Origin of the sequence: Caulobacter sp. X (assembly GCF_002742635.1) — a bacterium.
Classification (GTDB): Bacteria; Pseudomonadota; Alphaproteobacteria; order Caulobacterales; family Caulobacteraceae; genus Caulobacter.
This window is the reverse complement of record NZ_PEGF01000001.1, coordinates 471,853-492,896: the sequence shown is the minus strand read 5'-3', so window position 1 is coordinate 492,896 and position 21,044 is coordinate 471,853. Positions and strand designations below refer to the sequence as shown.

General features: G+C 68.5%; 20 protein-coding genes. 11 read left to right on the top strand and 9 right to left on the bottom strand.

Features of this window, described 5'->3' with window-relative positions:
* Genes CSW60_RS02120 through CSW60_RS02085 form a run of 8 tightly spaced genes read left to right on the top strand, consistent with a single transcriptional unit; the run spans nt 1 to nt 7,110 of the window.
* A complete protein-coding gene (locus tag CSW60_RS02120) occupies nt 1-648 on the top strand; it encodes an OmpH family outer membrane protein (protein WP_099535698.1) in 648 nt (215 codons plus the stop codon).
* A 54-nt stretch (nt 649-702) separates the two neighbouring features.
* Nucleotides 703-1,728 (top strand): UDP-3-O-(3-hydroxymyristoyl)glucosamine N-acyltransferase, encoded by a 1,026-nt coding sequence (lpxD, locus tag CSW60_RS02115; RefSeq protein WP_099535697.1) that lies wholly within the window; start codon nt 703-705, stop codon nt 1,726-1,728.
* Nucleotides 1,725-2,204: a 3-hydroxyacyl-ACP dehydratase FabZ gene (gene fabZ, locus CSW60_RS02110; RefSeq protein ID WP_099535696.1), complete on the top strand. Its 480-nt coding sequence runs from the start codon at nt 1,725-1,727 to the stop codon at nt 2,202-2,204. Before lpxD ends, fabZ begins: the two co-directional genes overlap by 4 nt.
* The gene (gene lpxA, locus CSW60_RS02105; protein ID WP_099535695.1) at nt 2,201-2,992 is read left to right on the top strand and encodes an acyl-ACP--UDP-N-acetylglucosamine O-acyltransferase; all 792 of its coding nucleotides are present in this window, start codon (nt 2,201-2,203) and stop codon (nt 2,990-2,992) included. The genes fabZ and lpxA overlap by 4 nt, the downstream gene beginning before the upstream one ends.
* A 9-nt stretch (nt 2,993-3,001) precedes the next feature.
* Complete coding sequence (locus tag CSW60_RS02100) at nt 3,002-3,844, top strand: LpxI family protein (protein WP_099535694.1); 843 nt, start codon at nt 3,002-3,004, stop codon at nt 3,842-3,844.
* On the top strand, nt 3,841-5,019 hold the full coding sequence (gene lpxB, locus CSW60_RS02095) for a lipid-A-disaccharide synthase (protein WP_099535693.1): 1,179 nt from the start codon (nt 3,841-3,843) through the stop codon (nt 5,017-5,019). The genes CSW60_RS02100 and lpxB overlap by 4 nt, the downstream gene beginning before the upstream one ends.
* Before the next feature lie 58 nt (nt 5,020-5,077).
* Nucleotides 5,078-6,850, top strand: coding sequence for a flagellar hook-length control protein FliK (locus CSW60_RS02090; protein ID WP_099535692.1), 1,773 nt, complete (start codon nt 5,078-5,080; stop codon nt 6,848-6,850).
* Nucleotides 6,847-7,110: an EscU/YscU/HrcU family type III secretion system export apparatus switch protein gene (locus CSW60_RS02085; protein ID WP_099535691.1), complete on the top strand. Its 264-nt coding sequence runs from the start codon at nt 6,847-6,849 to the stop codon at nt 7,108-7,110. The genes CSW60_RS02090 and CSW60_RS02085 overlap by 4 nt, the downstream gene beginning before the upstream one ends.
* A 53-nt stretch (nt 7,111-7,163) precedes the next feature.
* Here the strand turns inward: CSW60_RS02085 and gltA are convergent, their stop codons facing one another.
* Nucleotides 7,164-8,444: a citrate synthase gene (gene gltA / locus CSW60_RS02080; RefSeq protein WP_099535690.1), complete on the bottom strand. Its 1,281-nt coding sequence runs from the start codon at nt 8,442-8,444 to the stop codon at nt 7,164-7,166.
* Between the two features lie 67 nt (nt 8,445-8,511).
* Nucleotides 8,512-9,924 carry a glutamate--tRNA ligase gene (gene gltX / locus CSW60_RS02075; protein WP_099535689.1) on the bottom strand — a complete coding sequence of 471 codons (1,413 nt, stop codon included), beginning with the start codon at nt 9,922-9,924 and terminating at the stop codon, nt 8,512-8,514.
* Between the two features lie 186 nt (nt 9,925-10,110).
* Between gltX and CSW60_RS02070 the strand changes: the two genes are divergently transcribed.
* Together CSW60_RS02070 and CSW60_RS02065 are read left to right on the top strand one after the other, a co-directional pair.
* Nucleotides 10,111-12,255: a ComEC/Rec2 family competence protein gene (locus CSW60_RS02070; protein WP_369801019.1), complete on the top strand. Its 2,145-nt coding sequence runs from the start codon at nt 10,111-10,113 to the stop codon at nt 12,253-12,255.
* Between the two features lie 30 nt (nt 12,256-12,285).
* Nucleotides 12,286-13,041, top strand: a complete 756-nt coding sequence (locus tag CSW60_RS02065) for an oxaloacetate decarboxylase (protein WP_099535687.1) — start codon at nt 12,286-12,288, stop codon at nt 13,039-13,041.
* A 94-nt stretch (nt 13,042-13,135) separates the two neighbouring features.
* On the opposite strand, the gene lexA is transcribed toward CSW60_RS02065, so the two are convergent.
* From lexA to CSW60_RS02040, 5 genes are all read right to left on the bottom strand, one after another.
* On the bottom strand, nt 13,136-13,837 hold the full coding sequence (gene lexA / locus CSW60_RS02060) for a transcriptional repressor LexA (protein ID WP_099537525.1): 702 nt from the start codon (nt 13,835-13,837) through the stop codon (nt 13,136-13,138).
* Nucleotides 13,838-13,958: 121 nt separating this feature from the next.
* Nucleotides 13,959-14,564 carry a lysophospholipid acyltransferase family protein gene (locus CSW60_RS02055; RefSeq protein WP_099535686.1) on the bottom strand — a complete coding sequence of 202 codons (606 nt, stop codon included), beginning with the start codon at nt 14,562-14,564 and terminating at the stop codon, nt 13,959-13,961.
* Between the two features lie 38 nt (nt 14,565-14,602).
* Complete coding sequence (gene trpC, locus CSW60_RS02050; protein ID WP_099535685.1) at nt 14,603-15,391, bottom strand: indole-3-glycerol phosphate synthase TrpC; 789 nt, start codon at nt 15,389-15,391, stop codon at nt 14,603-14,605.
* Entirely contained in the window at nt 15,388-16,413 is a 1,026-nt protein-coding gene (trpD, locus tag CSW60_RS02045; RefSeq protein ID WP_099535684.1) for an anthranilate phosphoribosyltransferase, read from the bottom strand. Before trpD ends, trpC begins: the two co-directional genes overlap by 4 nt.
* 10 nt (nt 16,414-16,423) lie before the next feature.
* The gene (locus CSW60_RS02040; RefSeq protein ID WP_099535683.1) at nt 16,424-17,020 is read right to left on the bottom strand and encodes an aminodeoxychorismate/anthranilate synthase component II; all 597 of its coding nucleotides are present in this window, start codon (nt 17,018-17,020) and stop codon (nt 16,424-16,426) included.
* 115 nt (nt 17,021-17,135) lie between these two features.
* Here CSW60_RS02040 and CSW60_RS23585 point away from each other — a divergent pair, with 115 nt between their 5' ends.
* Nucleotides 17,136-17,345, top strand: coding sequence for a hypothetical protein (locus tag CSW60_RS23585; RefSeq protein ID WP_201723025.1), 210 nt, complete (start codon nt 17,136-17,138; stop codon nt 17,343-17,345).
* 72 nt (nt 17,346-17,417) lie between these two features.
* On the opposite strand, the gene trpE is transcribed toward CSW60_RS23585, so the two are convergent.
* Complete coding sequence (gene trpE / locus CSW60_RS02030) at nt 17,418-18,953, bottom strand: anthranilate synthase component I (protein WP_099535681.1); 1,536 nt, start codon at nt 18,951-18,953, stop codon at nt 17,418-17,420.
* On the bottom strand, nt 18,953-20,914 hold the full coding sequence (locus CSW60_RS02025) for a peptidylprolyl isomerase (RefSeq protein ID WP_099535680.1): 1,962 nt from the start codon (nt 20,912-20,914) through the stop codon (nt 18,953-18,955). Before CSW60_RS02025 ends, trpE begins: the two co-directional genes overlap by 1 nt.
* Between the last annotated feature and the right edge of the window lie 130 nt (nt 20,915-21,044).

The window sequence follows — 21,044 nt, the reverse complement described above, 5'->3', positions numbered from 1 at the left end:
ATGTCCAAGTTCCTGTCCGCGGCCGCTTCCAGCGTTGTCGCCCTCGCTATCGCGACCAGCGCTTCGGCCCAGACGGCTCCGGCCGCTCCGGCCGCCGCTCCCGCGGCTCCGGCCGTCACGCACGGTCCGGCCCTGCCGGGCGTCTGCATCTTTTCGGACAAGCGCGCGGTCGGCCAATCGCTGGTCGGCAAGGCCGTCGACGCCCGCCTGAAGACCATTGCTGGCCAGGTGCAGGCCGAGCTGAACGGCGAGCGCACCGCGCTCGAGACCGAAGCCAAGGCCCTCGACGCCAAGCGCGCCACCCTGGCCCAAGACGCTCAGGAGCAGCAAGGCGCCGCTCTGCAGGTCAAGGCCAACGCCTGGCAACGTAAGGCGCAGCTGCGCCAGAAGGAATATGAAGCGACCGAGCAAAAGGCGCTGTCGCGCGTCTATCAAGAGCTGGATACGCCGATCCGCCAAGTCTATCAGGCGCAGAAGTGCAGCATCCTGTTTGACCGCGACTCCGTGATGCTGGCTAACCCGGCCATGGACATCACCGACGCCGTCGTCGCCGCTCTGGACGCCCGCATCAAGACCCTGACCTTCGATCGCGAACGTCTGGACCAGCCGGTCCCGGGCGCTCAAGCTCTGCAACCGACCAATAAGTAAGCGAATCGTCTCCTTTGGGGTTACCTAAGGGAATTGTATTCGCCGTGAGGAGCCATGCCGGACCCGCGTTTCTTCGATAGCCTGGGTCCGGCATCGCTTTCCGAGTTGGCCCGGGCCGGCGCCGCCGAGTTGGCGGACGCGGCCTTGGGCGACCGTCAGATCGCCCACGTCGCGCCGCTTGACGCCGCCGACGCCCAGGCGATCACCTTCTTCTCGGACGCCAAGCGTAAAGACGCCGCCGCCGCGACGCGCGCCGGCGCGTGTTTCGTGCGGCCGGAACACCGTGACTTTCTACCGGCGACGTGCGCCGCTCTGATCACCAGGCATCCACAGGCGGCTTGGGCCGCGGCGACCGCGCGCCTTCACGCGCCGCGACGCCAGGATCCTTCGTCCGACGCCGTAAGCGCCCATGCCGAGCTGGAGGATGGCGTCTTGCTGTCGCCGGGCGTGACGGTCGGGCAGGGCGCTCGCATCGGACGCGGAACGCGCATGGCGCCCGGCGTGGTGATCGGGCCCGGCGTGGTGATCGGCCGCGACTGCCTGATCGGACCTAACGTCGTGATCGGCTTTTCGCTGATCGGCGACCGGGTGTCCATTTCGGCGGGCGCGGTGATCGGCGAGGCCGGCTTTGGCGCCGCCGCCGGGCCGCGCGGCATGGTCGACCTGCCTCAGCTGGGGCGGGTGGTGATCCAGGACAACGTGACGATCGGCGCCAACAGCTGTGTGGATCGGGGCGCTTTCGCCGACACCACGATCGGCGAGAACACCAAGATCGACAATCTCGTGCATGTCGCCCACAACGTCCGTATCGGGCGTAATTGCGTGTTGGCTGCGTTTACCGGCATTTCCGGCAGCACGACGGTGGGCGACGGCGTCGCCTTTGGCGGCAAGGCCGGGGTGGCCGACCATTTGAATATCGGTTCGGGCGCGAGCGTCGGGGCGGCCGCCTCGGTGTTCAAGGACGTTCCGAAAGGTGAAACATGGACGGGATTCCCGGCGCGACCGCTGAAGCGGTGGCTCCGAGAAACCGCCTGGCTGTCGCGCAGAGCGGGCGGCCGAGTGACGAGGGGCGACGAATGAGCCAGACCAACGAACAAGCGACGTCGACCGATATCGACATCGCCGAGATCCTGGCGCGCATTCCGCACCGCTATCCGTTCCTGCTGGTCGATCGCGCCGAGGACTACAACGCCCACAAGTCGATCGTCGGCATCAAGTGCGTGACGGTCAACGAACCGTTCTTCCAGGGTCACTTCCCCGGCAATCCGGTGATGCCCGGCGTGCTGATCATCGAGGCCTTGGCCCAGACCGGCGCGGTGCTGATGAGCAAGTCGCTGGAAGTCGACACCGAGGGCAAGACCATCTTCTTCATGTCGGTCGACAACGCCCGTTTCCGCACGCCCGTCCGCCCCGGCGACGTGCTGCGCATGGAGGTCGAGGTGCTGCGGGCCCGTTCGTCGATCTTCAAGTTCAAGGGCGTCGCCAAGGTCGGCGACAAGGTCGCCGCCGAGGTCGAGTTCGCCGCCATGGTGGTCGAGACGGGGCCCAAGGCATGACAATCCATCCCACCGCTCTGGTCGCGCCCGAGGCCAAGATCGCCTCGGATGTCGAGATCGGCCCCTACAGCATCGTCGGCCCCGACGTGACCCTGAACGCGGGCGTGCGCCTGCTGTCGCACGTGGTCGTGGAGGGCGCGACGACGATCGGCGAGGGCTGCGTTGTCCACCCCTTCGCCAACCTTGGCGGGCCGCCCCAGCACCTAGGCCACAAGGGCGAGCGCACCGAGCTGTTGATCGGGCCGCGCAACATCATCCGCGAGCACGTGACGATGCACACCGGCACGGCTTCGGGGAAGGGCGTGACCACCATCGGTTCGGACGGCTTGTACATGGTCGGCTCGCACGTCGCCCATGACTGCACGGTCGGCGACTTCGTGGTGCTGGCCAAGGGCGCGACCCTGGGCGGCCATGTCGCCATCGGCGACTACGTGTTCATGGGCGGCCTGGCCGCCGCGCACCAGTTCTCGCGCATCGGCCGCTACAGCTTCATCGGCGGCCTGGCCGCGGTGACCAAGGACGTAATCCCCTACGGCTCGGTGTGGGGCAACCACGCCCACCTCGAAGGGCTGAACCTGGTTGGCCTCAAACGCCGCGGCTTCTCGCGCGAGACGATCAACGCGTTGCGCGCGGCGTACCGCCTGCTGTTCGCGGATGAAGGCACGTTCCAGGAACGCCTGGAGGACGTGGCCGAGATCCACGCGGGCAATCCCGAGGTCATGGAAATCGTCGACTTCATCCGCGCCGACGCCAATCGCCCCCTGTGCCTGCCCGAGCGGGAAGTCTAGGCTCAAGTCATGCGTAAGCTGGGTCTGATCGCTGGCGGCGGGTCGCTGCCCGTCGAGCTCGCCGCGCGCTGCGAGGCGGCGGGACGGTCGTTCGCTGTCATGCGGCTGAAGAGCTTCGCTGACCCCGTCCTGGCCCGCTATCCGGGCGTTGACGTGGGCCTTGGCGAGTTCGGCAAGGTGTTCAAGGCGCTGAAGGCCGAGGGCTGCGAGGTGGTCTGCTTCGCCGGCAATGTGAAGCGTCCGGACTTCGCCGCCCTGATGCCCGATGCGCGGGGCCTGAAGGTCGTGCCGGGTCTGATCATGGCCGCGCGCCAGGGCGACGACGCCCTGCTTCGTCGGGTGCTGGACGAGTTCGAGAAGGAAGGCTTCGAGATCGAGGGCGCGCACGAGGTCGTCGGTGAGATGACCCTGCCTCTGGGCCGCCTGGGGCGCTTCTATCCCAGCGCCGAACACATGGCCGACATCGACAAGGCGTTGATGGTGGCGCGCGAGATCGGCCGGCTGGACGTGGGGCAGGGCGCCGTCGTCTGCGATGGCCTGGTGCTCGCCGTGGAGGCCCAGGAGGGCACCGACGCCATGCTGCGGCGGGTCGCGGATCTGCCGCAGGCCATCCGGGGTTCCGCCGAGCGTCCGCGGGGCGTGCTGGCCAAGGCGCCCAAGCCGATCCAGGAGACCAAGGTTGATCTGCCCACGATCGGCGTCGCCACGCTTCAGCGCGCGGCGCGCGCGGGTCTGGCCGGCGTCGTCGGCGAGGCTGGCCGCCTGCTGGTTGTCGATCGCGAGGCGGTGATCGCCGCCGCTGACGAGCTGGGTCTTTTCGTGCTGGGGGTGGATCCGCGAGGCGACGGGTGACCGCGCCCTTGAAGGTCATGCTGGTCGCCGCCGAGGCCTCGGGCGACGCGCTCGGCGCGTCCCTGGCCAAGGCTCTGCGAGCTAGGCTCGGCGATCGGGTGACCTTTGTAGGCGTCGGCGGCGTCAAGATGGCTGAGCAGGGGATCCAGAGCCCCTTCGATATCGCCCAGTTGTCCATTCTGGGCATCTGGGAGGGACTGAAAGCCTATCCCACGGTCAAGGCGCGTCTGGCTGACACTGTCGCCCTGGCTGAGCGCGAAAAGCCCGATGTCGCCGTGCTGATCGACAGCTGGGGCTTCAACATTCGCCTGGCTAAGGCCCTTCGGAAGGCCAATCCCAGCATTGCTCTGGTGAAATACGTGGCCCCGCAGGTCTGGGCCTATCATGCGGGTCGCGCTCACACGCTCGCCAAGGCCGTGGACCTGCTGCTGTCGATCCAGCCCATGGACAAGGCCTATTTCGACGCCGCGGGGCTGGAGAACGTCTTCGTCGGCAATTCGGCGCTGGCCAAACGGTTCGATCGCGCGGACGCTCACCGCCTTCGCGCCGCCATCGGCGTGAGCGCCGACGAGCCGATGCTGCTGGTCCTGCCGGGTAGTCGCCCGTCCGAGATCGAGCGGGTGATGCCGGCTTTCGAAGACGCCGTGCACCGACTGAAGGCCGAGCGGCCGGAATTGGTGGTGGTCGTGCCCGCCGCCTACACCGTCGTCGAAGCCGTCAAGGCCCGGGTCGCGGGCTGGCCGTTCCGCGCCCACGTGATCGAGGACGAGCAGCTCAAGGACGATGCCTTCGTTGCGGGCGACGTGGCCCTGGCCTGCAGCGGCACCGTGACTACCGAGCTGGCCCTGGCTGGTCGACCGATGGTGGTCGGCTACAAGACTGGCGCGATTACCTACGCCATCCTCAAGCGCCTGATGAAGCCGCGCTGGATCACCCTGTTCAACATCGCCGCCGGTCGCGCCGTCGCGCCGGAATTCATTCAGCATGATTGCGAAGGCGAAGCTCTGGCGCGCGCCGTGGGCCAGCTGTTGGACAATCCCGAACGCCGCGCTCGACAAACGGCGGAGCAATACGAAGCGCTCGACAAGATGGGGCGGGGCATGCCCGACCCGTCCGAGGCGGCGGCGACCGCGATGATCGATTTCCTGACCGCGCGTGGCGCACCGCAAGGTTAACTGGCGGTTTACGTCCGAGTCTTAATCTCTGGATAACGTCCCTCGCGGAGCCGTCGTCGTGGCCATAGACCCGACCGCGCCCCTGACTCCGATTACTCCCGCCGCGCCGCCCGGGAGCCAGCCGAATTCTGTCGTTCTGCAGGCCATGGCCCGCGCGGCCCTGGCGAACGTCACCAACACGTTGAGCGAACTCGTCGGGCAGCCCACGACGGAGGCCAACAAGTCTCGCCAGGATGTCGAGCAAGCTGACAAGGCGGGGACCCGGGACGCGGGGCGCGCCGCGGTGTCGTCTTCATCGGCGAGCGGGACCGCCAACGCGACGACGACGCGGGCGCCGCCGCAGGAGAGTCGTCTGATGCGCGCGGTGCGGATCGCCGCCACGGACGCCGTTCCACGCCAAGGGGGGCTTGCTCCGCTGATGGCGGATGTGCGCGCGGTCCTGGAGCGCCCAGATACGCCGGCGGAAGTGCGGAGCGCCGCGGAGGCGCTGATGACTCGCTTGCCGCGCGCGTTCGAGATTTCCTCGTCCCGGGGCCTGAGAAAGGCTGTCGCGCAATCTGGCGTGTTTCTAGAGGCGCGCTTGGCTCGAAGCGGGTCATCCACGGGAGGCGGCGAGGCTTTGGCCGCGTCGCCGAGCGCCGATCTGAAGGCGGCCTTGCTGGTCTTTAAGGGAACTCTCAGCCACTGGCTGGCGGGGGCGGCGCCGGCCGCCGTCGGGGAACGGGAACACTCGGAAAGCGGCGAGTTCGCGCCTGACCGGCCCGCGCCGGCCGTCGACATTGATCATCCCGTCGCTGACCATCCCGCCAACGCGCAGAAAGCGATGTCCGAAGCGACATCCCAGCTCGAGCCAGAGGGGGCTAAGGAAGAAGGGCTGTCCTATCCGCCCACGGCTCTGGAGGCCGCTCCGGACGAGCCGGAGCGCGGGCCGCCTGCGCCGAACACGACGAGGCCGCGACCGCCTTTGCCCGCGGAGGGCGAGGCTGAGCCGTCGGTTCGACCAGCCGCAGCTCAGGCGCAAGCGCCGTCGGACGACGACGTGGAGCCCCGCTTCGCCGCCTTCCTTGCGCCTTCGCGGTCGATGATCGCGGCGCAGCCGGCCAAGCCCGTGTCGACGGTGCTCGGACTCCTGGACTTGGCGGAGGCTTCGCCAGCGATGGATGAAAGCCGCCCCCCGGCGCCGATGGTGGTCGCGCCGCTCGCCGCCCGGGGCTATGGCGGGTTGGTCGCCTATTCCGGAAAGCCGAAGACGCCGCCGCCGCCGTTCGCGGATGGGCCCATGGCCGGGCAGCGGCCTTCTGCGTCGGAGTTGCCGGCCCACGCCGCGCCTGACGAGATCGTCCGCCGCTTGCTGAAAGGCGTCGGCGCCGCCCTTGCGCGGCAGGACCTGATGCAGATCGCGTCGCTGCGGGAGGTCCACCACGATCCGGAGACCGGCGAGACTCGCCCGCAGCCCGCGCGCCTGAACCTGGACGTGCCGTTCGTGACGCCGCAGGGCGTCGCGGTGGCGCAGTTCGAGATCACCCGCGACGGCGGCGGCGGAGGCGGCGCCATGGTCGGGCCGGTCGAGCGGACCTATCGCGTACGCTTTTCCATTGATGTCGAGCCGCTGGGCCCGGTGCACGCCTTGGTCACCCTGACCGGGGCGCGGGCGCGGGTCTCGCTGTGGGCCGAGCGCGCCGAGACCATCGCCCGTCTGCGCGCGGGCGAAGAGGCGCTGGGCGCGGCGCTGCGACAGGCCGAGCTGACGCCGGAGGTCGCCGTCCACTCTGGCCCGCCCCCGGTAAGGGACGCCCGGGCCCTGGGCCATTTCGTGGACCAGGCCTCATGAGCGGGATTTCGGGCCCCACAGCAAGGCCGCGCATCGCGGTCGCTCTGCTGCACGACGAGACCAGCGCCCCCCGCGTCGTCGCCTCTGGCCAGGGCTGGATAGGCGAGAAGATCATCGAGACGGCCCGTGAGCACGGCGTGCCGATCGAGGAGGACCCGGTGCTGGCTCAAGCCCTCTCGACGATCGAGATCGACGAGGAGATCCCCGAGAGTCTCTATCGCGCCGTCGCCGAGGTGCTGGGCTTTCTGCTGAACCGCTGAAACGAAAAAGGCCCCGCCGAAGCGAGGCCTGATCCTTGGTCCTGGCGGAGCGCTTAGCGCTTTTCGACCGGGATGTAATCGCGCTGCGTGGCGCCGGTGTAGAGCTGACGCGGACGGCCGATCTTGCGGGTCGGATCCTCGAACATCTCCTTCCACTGGCTGATCCAGCCCACGGTGCGGGCCAGAGCGAACAGCACGGTAAACATGTTGGTCGGGAAGCCCATCGCACGCAGGGTGATGCCCGAATAGAAGTCGATGTTCGGGTACAGCTTGCGGTCGACGAAGTACGGGTCGTTCAGGGCGACCTTTTCCAGCTCCTGCGCGACCTGCAGCAGCGGGTCGTTGTTGTGGCCCAGTTCGCCCAGCACCTCGTGCGCGGTCTTCTGCATGACCTTAGCGCGCGGGTCGAAGTTCTTGTACACGCGGTGGCCGAAGCCCATCAGCTTGTACTTACGGTCCTTCACGCCCTGGACGTAGTCCTTGATGTTGTCGACCGAACCGATGGTCTCCAGCATTTCCAGAGCTTCCTGGTTGGCGCCGCCGTGCGACGGGCCCCACAGGCAGGCGATGCCGGCGGCGATGCAGGCGAACGGGTGCGCGCCCGACGAACCGGCCAGGCGGACGGTCGAGGTCGAGGCGTTCTGCTCGTGGTCGGCGTGCAGGATGAAGATCCGGTCCATGGCGCGGGTCAGCACCGGGTTCGGCTTCCAGTCCTCGGCCGGCACGGCGAAGCACATGCGCAGGAAGTTTTCCGAGTACGACAGGTCGTTGCGCGGCGACACGAACGGCTGGCCGACCGTGTACTTGTAGGCGCGGGCGGCGATCGTCGGCATCTTGGCGATCAGGCGATGAGCGCTGATCTCGCGCTCACGGGCGTCGTCGACGTTCATGCTGTCAGCGTAGAAGGCCGACAGGGCGCCGACGGCGCCGGTCATGACGGCCATTGGGTGGGCGTCGCGGCGGAAACCCTCGAAGAACCGGTCGAACTGCGCGTGCAGCATCGTGTGGTAGGTGATGTTGTGCTCGAACTTGGCGAACTCGTCGGCCTTGGGCAGCTCGCCGTTCAGCAGCAGGTAGCAGACCTCAAGGAACGAGGACTTCTCGGCCAGTTGGTCGATCGGGTAGCCGCGGTGCAGCAAAACACCGGCGTCGCCGTCGATATAGGTGATCTTGCTCTCGCAAGACGCCGTCGAGGTGAAGCCCGGATCGAAGGTGAAGTGGTCGCTTTCGGCGTAGACTTTCCGGATGTCGAGGACGTCCGGACCCGTGCTGCCCTTGAGAATCGGCAGGTCGTAGCTCTTGTCGCCGATCGTCAGCGTGGCTTTATCGGTCATACTTAGACCCCTTCATAAATTGGAACGAGCAGTCCAACTTTCGTTTTCGCGGGTGCGTTATAGCGCCTCATGCGCGCGGCGCCAGGGCGTCGTCAAGTCGTCCCAAACTCTCTTCGCGGGACAGGGCGGCCATCGTCTTGTTCAGATCCGGCGCTGGCGCGCCGCCGGTCAGGATTCCGCGCAGGGCGGGGCCGAACTTGCCGAAGCCGACGCCTTCGGATTCCGCGAACGATTTCAACACGGTCTCCAGCGTAGCGGCGTCAAAGGCCGGCGCGGCCGCCAGCTGGTTACGCAAGCGCTTGAGGCGTTCGACGGTTTCATCCGTCAGCTGCTTCTGCGTCTTTTCGTCCAGGGTCAGCGGGCGGACTTTCAGTGCGAACGCACAGTGATCGACCAGCTCCAGGATGGTCTTGGCGCCTTCCTTCACTTCCGGGACCGTGCGGGCGATGCGTTCGCGGGCGTCGGCGGGCAGGGGCTCGTCGCGCTTCTCGGCGGCGGCCAGGGCGAGCGCGGTCAGACGGGCGTCGTCGGCCTTGCGCAGGTGCTGGGCGTTGATGTGGTTCAGCTTGGCCCAGTCCAGGCGCGCCGGCGCCTTGACCACGTCGGCCACGTCGAACCAGCTGATCGCCTGCTCGTCGTTGAAGACCTCGTCGTCGCCGTGACCCCAGCCCAGGCGCGCCAGGTAGTTGCGCATGCCTTCGGGGATGTAGCCGAGATCGGCGAACTCGCCGACGGCTTGGGCGCCATGGCGCTTGGAGAGCTTGGCGCCGTCGGGGCCGTGAATCAGCGGAATGTGGGCGAAGGCCGGCACGGCCCAGTCCATCGCCTGATAGATCAGGGTCTGGCGGGCGGCGTTGTTCAGGTGGTCGTCACCCCGGATCACGTGGGTGACGCCCATGTCGTGGTCGTCGACCACCACGGCGAGGTTGTAGGTCGGGGCGCCGTCGGCGCGCAGCAAGACGAGGTCGTCCAGCTCGATATTGCGGAACGTCACCGGGCCCTTGACCATGTCGTCGACCAGGGTCTCGCCGTCCAGCGGGCCCTTGAAGCGGATGACGTGCGGAGCCGACAGGTCCCCCTCGGGCGCGTCCCGCCAGGGCGAGCGGATCGCCTTGCCCTCGGCGCGGGCCTTCTCGCGCGCGACTTCCAGCTCCTCGACCGTCATCCAGCAGCGATAGGCGCGGCCCTTGGCCAGCAGCTCATGCACCACCTCCACGTGACGCGGCGCGCGGGTGTGCTGGAAGATCACCTCTTCGTCGGACTTCAGGCCCAGCCAGTCCAGGCCCTCGAAGATCGCGGCCACCGCGGCTTCGGTCGAGCGCTCGCGATCGGTGTCCTCGACGCGAATAAGGAACTTCCCTCCCGTATGGCGTGCATATAACCAGTTGAACAGCGCCGTGCGGGCGCCGCCGATATGCAGGAAACCGGTGGGCGAGGGGGCGAAGCGCGTGACGACGCCTGTAGGGGTTGGGTTCGACATGGACTTCAAGGCTGCAAGGCTGGACGCCGGGACGGCGTCGAAAAACGCGAGCCGCGACGCGGCTTGGGCGGGGCGTCTTAGCATGGCGGTTCCCGCGAGGCCTAGCGGTTTCGCGCGCCGCGGCGAAGTTGGCCAAGCTGTCGAAAATCTCGTGGTTTCCGCGTGTTAGGGGCGGAAGCTGTCGATATCTCGCGTCCGGCGGCGGTCAAGCGGCTCTCTGTTCGCGCGCTGGCGTCGCTAGCGCTCGTGGAACTGCGCGCCAACGAGGTCCGAGCCTTTCTCTGGGCGCCGGTCGCCTTCGGATTGGGAGCGTCGGCTTATCTGGAGGCGGCGCGCGAGCCTTCCTTGGCGTTGCTGTCCGCCATCGCCGCAGCGCTCAGCGGCGCCTGGTGGGTGCTCCGGGCGCGGGGCGCGCCGGCGCTGATCGTGGCCCTGGCGAGCCTGACGGCCTTTGGCGCGGCGGGCGCCTTCGCCGCGAAGGTGCGAAGCGATCGCGTGGCGGCGCCGATCATGACGGGCGAGCGCGTCGTGCGTCGTGTTGAAGGCTTCGTCGTCGACGTCGTCAGTCCGGGCGCGGGTGGACCCCGAATCCTGATCGCGCCCGTGTCGATCTCGGGATTGCCGCCGGAAAAGACGCCTACCCGCATTCGCGTGACGATCGGCGAGAATGAGACGCCCGCGCCCGGCGATGCGATCAGTCTGAAGGCCATGCTGGGCCAGCCGCCGCCGCCCGCCGCGCCGGGATCCTACGACTTCGCCCGCGACGCGTGGTTCGATTCCATTGGCGGCGTCGGCTTCACGATCGGAGAGCTCGCGGACGCGCGGCTGGACCCGCCGCCGGTTCGACTGCGGGTCGTCATGGCGATCAACGCCTTTCGATGGAGCCTCGCGCAGCGGATCCTGGCGCGGATGGGCCCGACCAGCGGCGGGATTGGCGCGGCCATGGTGACCGGGCACGAGGCCTGGATCACGCAGGAGCAGACCGACGCCATGCGAGCCTCGGGCCTGGCGCACATCCTGTCGATCTCCGGGCTGCACATGGCGATCGTCGGCGGGTTCGTGTTCGGCGCGGTGCGCCTGGGCGTCGCCGCCTGGCCTTGGCTGGCGCTCCGGGCGCCGGGCAAGAAGATCGCCGCCGGCGCGGGCCTCGTCGCCGTGCTCGGCTATCTGGTGATCTCCGGTGCGCCGCCGCCAGCCGAGCGCGCGGCGATCACGGCCAGCGTCGCTTTCCTCGCTATCCTGTTCGATCGCCGCGCCATCACCCTGCATGGCCTGGCCGTGGCGGCCCTGCTGATCCTGGCGCTGAAGCCGGAGACGGCCGGCGAGCCGGGCTTTCAGATGTCATTCGCGGCCACCGCGGCCCTGGTGGCTCTGGCCGAAGGCTGGCCGCGTCCGGTCAAGGAGATCTCGACGCCTTGGTGGATCCGTTGGCCCCAGGCCGGCATCACCTGGCTGGCCGCTAGCGTCGCCGCCAGCCTGGTGGCGGGCCTGGCGACAGCGCCGTTCGCCATGCAGCATTTCAACCGCGTCGCTGTTTGGGGCTTGCCGGCCAATTTGGCGGTCGCGCCTCTGTCCTCGTTCGTGATCATGCCGTTCCTGGCGATCGGCACGCTGCTCGAGCCGTTCGGCCTGGGCGCGCCGTTCCTGGCCGTGGCCGGCTGGGGCGTCGATGCGATGGTCGGCGTCGCCAATGGCTTCGCCGACGCCCATGGCGCGCAGCAGATCGTGGCGAGCGCGCCGCCGCAGGTGCTGGTCATCGCCTTCTTGGGGCTGATGCTCCTGTGCTTGTGGAAGGGCCGCCTGCGCTGGGTGGGCGCGCCGATGGCGCTGGCCGTGGCGCTCTGGCCGAGACCCGCGCCGCCCGACGCCTGGATCGCCGCCGATGGGGCGACGGCCGCCGTGCGATCCGGAGACGCGGCCATCCTGCTGCGCACGGACGCCAAGCGGTTCGGCGCGGAGCTTTGGGCGCGAAGGCGGGGCCTGACGCCGACGACCTGGAACCTCTACGCCTGCGACAAACGCATCTGCGCGCCTGGCTTGGGCGCGCCGGTGCGACTGTCCCTGGCCTGGAGCCGAGCGACGCCCGACGCCGAGACCCTGTCGGGCCTGTGCGTCAATAGCGAGGTCGTGGTGGTTCGCGCCGTGGCGCCGGAACGCATTCCGCCGCTCTGCGCCGACACCGTCCTGCTGACGGCGGAGGATTTCGCGCGGGGCGGGGCCGCTGAGCTCTATCATCGCGCCGACGGCTGGCGGATCGTCTGGGCGCAGCCCTTGCGCGGCGATCGTCCTTGGAGCCGGCTGCTGACAGCGGATGACGTCGAAGGCCGCTAGAGGTTCGGTGGAAAGTCTGGAGGTCTCGCCATGTCCAACCCGTTCGCCGCCCGCCGCGTCGCCTTCCGCGCCCTGCACGCCCAGGGCTGCTTCACACTCCCCAATCCGTGGGACGCCGGGAGCGCGCGTCGGCTAGAGAAGCTGGGCTTCAAGGCCCTGGCCTCGACCAGCGCCGGCGCGGCCTGGTCCCTGGGCAAGGACGATGGCCAGATCACCCGCGAGGAGGTCATCACCCACTTGCGTATGCTGTGCGCCGCGACAGAGCTGCCAGTGAACGCCGACTTCGAGAACGGCTTTTCCGACACCGCGGAGGGCGTGGGCGAGAGCGTGACCTTGGCGATTGACGCCGGCGTCGCGGGCCTGTCGATCGAGGACTGGTCGGGCTCGGGCCTTTACGACCTGCCGACGGCCGTGGAGCGGCTCAAGGCGGCGCGCCGGGCGATCGACGCCTCGGGCCAGGACGTGATCCTCGTTGGACGCGCCGAAGGCTATCTGCGCGGCGTGCGGGACTTAGGCCAGATCCTGGAGCGCCTGAAGGCCTATGCCGAGGCCGGCGCGGACTGCCTTTATGCGCCCGCCGTGACCGATCCGGAGGAGATCAAGGCTCTCGTGCAGGCCGTGGCGCCCAAGCCCTTGAACGTCCTGCTGTGGGGACCGGAGATGACAGTCGACAGCCTCGCCGCCTTGGGCGTGCGCCGCGTCAGCACGGGCGGCGCTCTCGCGGCCGCCGCCTGGAAGGGCTTCGACGCCGCCGCCAAGCGCTTGGCGGAGGAGGGGCGGCTGTAGGGCTCCCCACAAGGTAAGGCCCCGATCCTCGCCTGAGGTCGGGGCCTTAAATTCGAGACGTCTCGGTGTCCCAGCTTTCCGCTGCACCCAATCCCTAGTGATACCGGCGGATCAGGCCCACCAGCTTGCCTTGCACCTCGACCTGGTCAGGGCCGAAGATACGGGTCTCGTACTTCGGGTTGGCGGCTTCCAGGGCGATCGAGCCGCCCTTCTTGCGCAGGCGCTTCAGCGTGGCTTCCTCGCCGACCAGGGCGACGACGATCTCGCCCGAGGTGGCGGTGTCGCCCTTCTTGATGATCACATAGTCGCCGTCGAGGATGCCGGCCTCGATCATCGAGTCCCCTTGGACCTCGAGGACATAGTGCTCGCCATTGCCCAGCATGGCCTCGGGCACCGGCAGGCGCTCGCGCTCGTGCTGGATGGCGTCGATCGGGGTGCCCGCGGCGATGCGGCCCAGGATCGGTAGTTCGCGACTGTCGTTGGCGGCCGGCGCGGGGGCCGTGGCGGGCGGCGCGCCGCCGCCTTCGAACACTTGCGGGCGGAACGCGCCGCGGCCCTTGGGCGGGGCGGCGGTCGTCGCCTGTTGCGGCAGCTTCACCACTTCCAGCGCGCGGGCCCGGTGGGCCAGACGGCGGATGAAGCCGCGTTCCTCCAGCGCCGTGATCAGGCGGTGGATGCCGGACTTCGACGCCAGGTCGAGCGCCTCCTTCATCTCGTCGAAGGACGGGGAGACGCCGGTCTCCTTGATCCGCTCGTGGATGAACATCAGCAGTTCGTGCTGCTTGCGGGTGAGCATGTCGACCTCGGCTGGAGCGCGGAACAAACCGCAAACCTTGGAGAATGTTCTCTAGGCGTTCTTCCTTAATGTCAAGTTGACGCTGTTCCCCCTGTGTTCAGGCCAGGAATTGCGGGGATTCTCAGCGGTCTTGAGGCGGCGTCGCGGCCGAATCAACCAGGTCTTCGAAGCGCGTCGCCATCTCCGGGAACTTCGGCGTGCAGCCCTCGTAGAAGCTCATGATCTTGCGCATATCGGCTTCGTAGTCGCCCGTTGGGTAGATGGCCGGACCCAAGCCAACCACCTTTCGGCGATAGTCCATCATGCCCAGAACCATCGGCACGCCGGCGCCTTTGGCTATGTGGTAGAACCCGGTCTTCCACTGACGCGCCTTGCCCCGCGTGCCTTCCGGCGCGATCGTCAGCATGAACTCGTCGCGGCGCGCGAACTCCTCGATCATGGCCCTGACCATGTCCTTGGAGCGCTCGCGGTCCAGGGGAATGCCGCCCAGGTCTCGCATCATCTGATCGAACGGCTTCTTGAACAGCGACGCCTTGCCGATGAAGCTGAGCTTCAGGTCCAGGGCGTCGGCCGCGCCGACGAAATAGACGAAGTCCCAGTTGCTGGTGTGCGGGGCGGCGATGATGACGAACTTCCGCGTCTCCGGCGGCGCGCCTTCGATGCGCCAGCCGCGGAGCTTGAAATGCGCCGAGAGGGCCCATTTCACCACGCGGGCGAGCCAGTTCATGCGGTCTTTTCCAGGCCGAGCCAAGGTTGAGCTCAAGCTCAGCCTATCAGAATTCGCGTGGCGGCCGTCACGTCAGCATGTCGCATCAGGCTCTCGCCGACCAGCATGGCCTTGGCGCCGGTGGCCTCCATCCGCACGACGTCGGCGTGGGTGAAGACGCCGCTCTCGGTGACCAGAAGGGCGTCTTTCGGAGCCTGGGCGGCCAGACGCTCGGTGACAGCGAGGTCGACGACGAAGCTTTTCAGGTCGCGGTTGTTGATCCCAACAAGATCCGAGCCCAAGGCGCCGGCGCGCGCCATCTCGGCTTCATCGTGGACTTCGACCAAAGCATCCATGCCCAGGCGCTTGGCTTCCGACATCAGTTCGGCGGCCAGGACGTCGTCGATCATGGCCAGGATCACTAGGATCGCGTCGGCGCCCAGCGCGCGGCTTTCGGCCACCTGCCAGGGGTCAACGAGAAAGTCCTTGCGGATGCAGGGCAGGGCGGTCGCCGCGCGGGCCGCCACGAGATAGTCGTCCGCGCCCTGGAAGCTCGGACCGTCGGTCAGGACCGACAGGCAGGCCGCGCCGCCGGCCTCATAGGCCTTGGCCAGGACCGGCGGGTCGAAGTCCTCGCGGATCAGACCCTTGGACGGCGAGGCCTTCTTGATCTCGGCGATCAGCGACAGCTTTCCCGGCGTGTGCTTGGCTTCCAGCGCCGCCTTGAAGCCGCGGGGGGCGGAGGCCGCCTTGGCGGCGGCGTCGACATCGGCCTGCGAGCGCGCGGCCTTGCGGCCGGCGACGTCCTCGCGCTTGTAGGCGGCGATCTTGGCCAGGATATCGGTCACGCGGGGACTTCCGTATTCGTAGCGGCCACCAGGCCGTCCAGGGCGGCGCGGGCGCGGCCCTCGTCGATGACGTCGGCCGCCAATTCGATGCCCTCGACCAGGGTCTCGACCTTGTCGGCGACCAGGAAGGCCGCGGCGGCGTTCAGCAGCACGATGTCGCGGTAGGCGCCCTTCTCGCCGTCGAACAGGCGGGTCAGGGCGGCGGCGTTGAAGGCGGGATCGCCGCCCGTGATGTCCGACAGCGAGGCGCGCGGCAGGCCGACGGCCTCGGGCGTGATCGTGAACAGATGCATGCGCCCGTCGCGCCACTCGGCGACCTCGGTCTCGCCGGTGGTGGTCAGCTCGTCCAGACCTGAACCGTGCACCGACCAGGCGCGTTCAGCCCCCAGGGCGCCCAGCGCCCTAGCGATCGGCTCGACGAAGCGGGGCGCGGAGACGCCGACGACCTGACGCTTCGCCCCCGCCGGATTGGTCAGCGGGCCCAGCAGGTTGAAGATCGTGCGGAAGCCGAGCTCCTGGCGGATCGGCGAGACGTGCCGCATGGCGCCGTGGTGGGCCTGGGCGAACAGGAAGCAGATGCCGGCCTCGTCCAGCGCCCGCCGTTGCTGCGCGCGCGTCGCGTCGATATTGACGCCCAGGGCGGTCAGCACGTCGGCGGTGCCCGACTTCGAGGTGATCGCCCGGTTGCCGTGCTTGGCCACCTTCAGCCCGCCGCCGGCGGCGACGAAGCCCACGGCGGTCGAGATGTTCAGCGTGTGGAGGCCGTCGCCGCCGGTGCCGCAGACGTCGATGACCTCGTAGGGGTGATCAAGATGCACGGCGGCGCGGCGCATGGCGCGGGCGCAGGCGGCGATCTCGCCCACCGTCTCGCCGCGCAGGCGCATGGCGGTCACGGCGGCGGCGACCTGGGCCGGCGTCGGCTCGCCGCGCAGGCAGGCGGCGAAGAAGACCTCGGCGTCCTCTTCGCCCAGGGTCTGGCCGTCGGCCAGCTTGGCCAGCAGGGGCTTGAAAGCGTCGGACATGGAGGCGGCCCTAGACCCAGACCGCCGCGTCGCGCTTGACGCCCGCCAGGTCCATGAAGTTGGCCAGCATCTGGTGGCCGCCCTCGGTGGCGATCGATTCCGGGTGGAACTGCACGCCGAACACCGGCCGGGTCTTGTGCTGCACGCCCATGATCTCGCCGTCGTCGGTCCAGGCGGTGACCTCCAGCTCGGGCGGGAGGTCCTCCTTGCGGACGGCCAGGCTGTGGTAGCGGGTGGCCGTGAAGGGGTTGGGCAGGCCCTTGAAGATGCCCTTGTCGTTGTGGCGGACCTTGCTGACCTTGCCGTGCATGACCTGCTTGGCGCGGATCACCTCGCCGCCATAGGCTTGGCCGATGGCTTGGTGGCCCAGGCACACGCCCAGGATCGGCAGGTCTTCGGGCGCGCCGCGCAGCAGCGGCAGGCAGATGCCCGCCTGGTCCGGCGCCTTGGGGCCCGGCGACAGCAGAACGGCGTCCGGCTTCAGGCCCAGAGCCTCCTGAACCGTCAGGGCGTCGTTGCGGTAGACCTCGGTCTCCGCGCCCAGTTCGTTCAGATAGTGAACGAGATTGTAGGTGAAGCTGTCGTAGTTATCGATGACGAGTATCATGACGCCGCCTTTCGGAGGTCGGTTCTAGCCTGAGCGTGCGCATTGTGTAGCGCCAATTTCGCCTGCGGCTTTCAGTTACGGTTACAGCGGACACGGTCTGGAGCATCATATGGGGATGGACCCGCGTGATTCCGCCCTGGACCCTGTCGCCGTCGCCTATGTCCGCGCTCTGCTGCGGCCCAAGACGCGCGTCCAGAAGCTGGGACCGGTCCTGGCCGCCGCGGCCTTCGCCGCGTTTTGCGCGATCAGCTTCGCCACGGTCATGGTGCTGGCGCCGCCGACGGTCACCCAGCACCTGCCGCAGGATCGGCTTGGGGATCCCTAGCCCTTTCTTGGTCGCGTGACGGGCGTCGAAACCGGTTCTCACTTTCGACTGTCACGCTCTCAGCCCTAAGGCTCAGCTGAATCGCCAGGCTTCCTCGGCCGCGCGCTTGAGGGCGCGGGACTTGTGCAGCGTCTCGTCGTACTCGGCGTCTGGATCGCTGTCGGCGACGATGCCGCCGCCGGCCTGAACGTACATCATGCCGTCCTTGACCAGCGCCGTGCGCAGCACGATGCAGGTGTCGACCGAGCCGTCCGCGCCGAAATAGCCGACCGCGCCGGCGTAGCCGATGCCGCGCTTTTCGACTTCCAGCTCGTCGATGATCTCCATCGCCCGCACCTTGGGCGCGCCCGAGAGCGTCCCGGCGGGCAGGGCGGCCATCAGCACGTCAACCGGATCGACGCCCTCGGGCGCGTTGCCCTCGACGTTCGAGACGATGTGCATCACGTGGCTGTAGCGCTCGATCTTGAAGCTCTCGGTCACGCGGACGTTCGGGCCCTTGGGCTTTTCCGCCGGCGCGTTGCGACCGTGATGGTTCAGCATCGCCACCCGGCCGACGTCGTTGCGGCCCAGGTCCAGCAGCATCAGGTGCTCGGCGCGCTCCTTGGGATCGGCCAGCAGTTCGGCTTCCAGCGCCGCGTCCTCTTCGGGCGTCGCGCCGCGCGGACGGGTGCCGGCGATCGGACGGATCGTGATCTTGCCGTCGCGCAGACGCACCAGGATCTCGGGGCTGGAGCCGACCAGGTTGAAGCCGTCCAGGTTCAGGAAGAACAGGAAGGGCGACGGATTGGTCCGGCGCAGCGAGCGATAGAGCGCGAAAGGCGGCAGGTCGAAGGGCGCGCGGAAGCGGTGGCTGGCCACCACCTGGAAGATGTCGCCTGCGGCGATGTAGTCCTTCGCCTTGGCCACGACCTGGTGGTAGTCGGCGCGGCTGACCGGCGTCGTGAACTCCATCGGACCCCGCGGCGCGCGGGGCGCGTCGTGGGCCAGCGGGCGGTGAAGGTCGGCCATCACCGTCTCGATCCGCGCCCGGGCGGCCTCGTAGGCCTCCTTGGCGGAGACGCCGGCGTTAGGCCGCACCGCCGTGGTCAGGATGATCTCCTGGGCGATGGCGTCGAAGATCGCGACGATCTGCGGGCGGGTCATGATCCCGTCCGGCAGGCCCAGCGTGTCCTCGTTGATGTCGGGCAGGCGCTCAACCAGACGGACGAGGTCGTAGCCCAGGGCCCCGAACACGCCGGCGGCCATGGGCGGCAGGCCCTTGGGCAGCTCCATGCGCGAGCGGGCGACCAGATCGCGCAAGCTGTCCAACGCGCCGCCCGCCTGCGGCGTGTAGCGGCCGGCGGCGATGTCGTCGCCCTCGGCGATCTCGGCCTGATCGCCGCGGCAGCGCCAGACGAGGTCGGGGTTCATGGTCACGATCGAGTAGCGACCGCGCCAGGCGCCGCCCTCGACGCTCTCGAACAGGAAGCTGTAGGGACGCGTCTGGGCGATCTTCAGATAGGCCGAAACCGGCGTTTCCAGATCGTCGATCAGACGGGTCCAGACAACCTGCTGCCGCCCGGAGTCATAAGCTTCCGAAAAGGCGTCGAAGGCGGGTTCCAGACTCATTACTCGGCTTTCTTTCCGGACTTGGCGGCTTCGGCCTTGGCCAGGGCGTCGGTGTCGACCCCGATGGCCTGGCGAGCCAGGGTCAGGTTGGTCTTGGTCTTCAGCTGGGTCTTGGCGGCGGCGCGCGAGGCTTCGCCCAGATCGCGCATGAGGCCGTTCGCGGCCTGGGCCTGGGCGATCACGGCGTAGCGGGCGACGTCGTTGGTCGGAGCGGCGTGGACGGCTTCCAGCTTGGCGACGACATAGGCTTCGCCCTGCTGGCCGGCGCGGGCGGTGAACACCGCGTTCGGCTTGGCGTCGAAGGCCGCGCCGAGGAAGGCCGGGCCCAGACCCATGTGCTGCTGGGCGTTCTGGCGCGACAGGCCCGGGACGCGTTGGACGTTGGACTGCGCCGCGGCGGCGACCGCCTCGAACGACTCGCCCTTCTTCACGCGCGCGGCCAGTTCGTCGGCCTTGGCCTTCAGGCGCTTGCCCATCTCCTGACCCATCCAGACGGCGGTCAGCTGCGGCTTGATTTCGGCCAGGGGCGGCATGGCGGCCGGAACCACCTTCTCGACCTTCACGGCGTAGTATTCGCCCTTGCCCAGTTCGATCAGGTCGCTTTCGCCGCCTTGCGGCAGACCGAAAGCGGTCTTGATCATGTCGGGCGTGAGGCCCGCCACGGGCTGACCCATCTGGTCGGCGCCCTGGGCGGTGATCGGCGCGGTCGTCACGACCATGGCGCCGGCCTTGCTGGCGGCGGCGACGAGGTCGGCGCCGGCGTCGTGGGCGTCCTGGTAAGCCTGGGTCTGGTCATAGGCCTTGGCCTGGGCGGCCTGGGCGCGGACCTCGGCCTCGATCTGTGGGCGGACGCTGTCGAGCGTGGCGGTGACGCCCGGCGTGACCTTGGTGACCTTCACGACCGAAACGCCCAACTCGCCGTTGATCGGACCGCTGACCTGGCCGGCGGCCAGGCTGAACGCCGCGTCGGCGACCTTGCGGTCGGGCAGGGCGGTCTTGGGCTTGTCGATCAGGGCGACCGGCGACTTGCCATAGGCCTTGGCGACCGTGGCGGGATCCTCGCCCTTGGCCAGGCGCTGCGAGATCGTGGCGGCGGCCTTGGCGTCCGGCGCGACGATCTGGATCAGCGAGCGCGTTTCCGGCTTGGCCAGGCTGTCCTTGCGGAAGTCGAAGGCCTTCTGGACGGCGGCGGGGTCGATGGCGACGGTCGGCTCCAGGGCCTTGGCGCTGACGCGCATGATCGACAGCACGCGCGTTTCCGGACGTGTCAGGCGATCGGCGTTTTCCTTCATGAAGGCGATCAGCTGCGCGTCGGTCGGCGGCGCGGGCTTTTCGACGGAGGCCGGATTGACGGCGAAGGCGGCGATGTCGCGCGTCTCCAGGCCGTAGGCGGCCTGCAGGGCCGCGTAGATGCGGGGGGCCTTCAGGCCGTCGGCCACCGCCGAGAAGAAGTGGCCCTGGGCGATCTCGTCGCGCAGCGAGGCCTCATAGGCCTGCGGCGTCAGATTGTTCTGCGCCAGAAGGGCGGCGTACAGCTTCGGATCGAACTTGCCGGTGATCGGGTCGAACGGACGCTGGCCGGGCGCCAACTGGCTCATCTGTTCGTGAACGGTCTTGGCGATCAGCTTGTCGGAGGGGACGACGCCCATCTTGCCGATGGCGGCGGCGATCGATTCCTGCAGCGCCAGCTCCTGGACGATCTGTTTGTCGAGGCCGCGCTCGACGGCCTGGTCCGGCGTCAGCGGCTCGCCGTTCCGGCGCTCGATCTCCTTGCGGTAGTTGTCGAAGCGCAGCTTGAAGTCCTGGGCGGACATCTCGCGCGAGCCGGCGTCGATCACGCCCGAGCCGCGCGGCCCCTTGAAGACGTCGCTGATGCCGAAGATGGCGAAGCTGACGATCAGCAGGCCAAACAGCAACACCGCGAACGGCGATTTGGCGAAGGAGCGGAAACCGGCGAGCATGAGGGCGAGAACCTTCCAGTCGGACCGCCGAAGCAACGAGCAAGGCGGTCGAGAGCAGCGGGTATAGTAGAGCCGCATGCGCGGGGGCAAGCGGCGCGGGCTTGACTTCCCAAGCGAGCGTGTCCCCAAG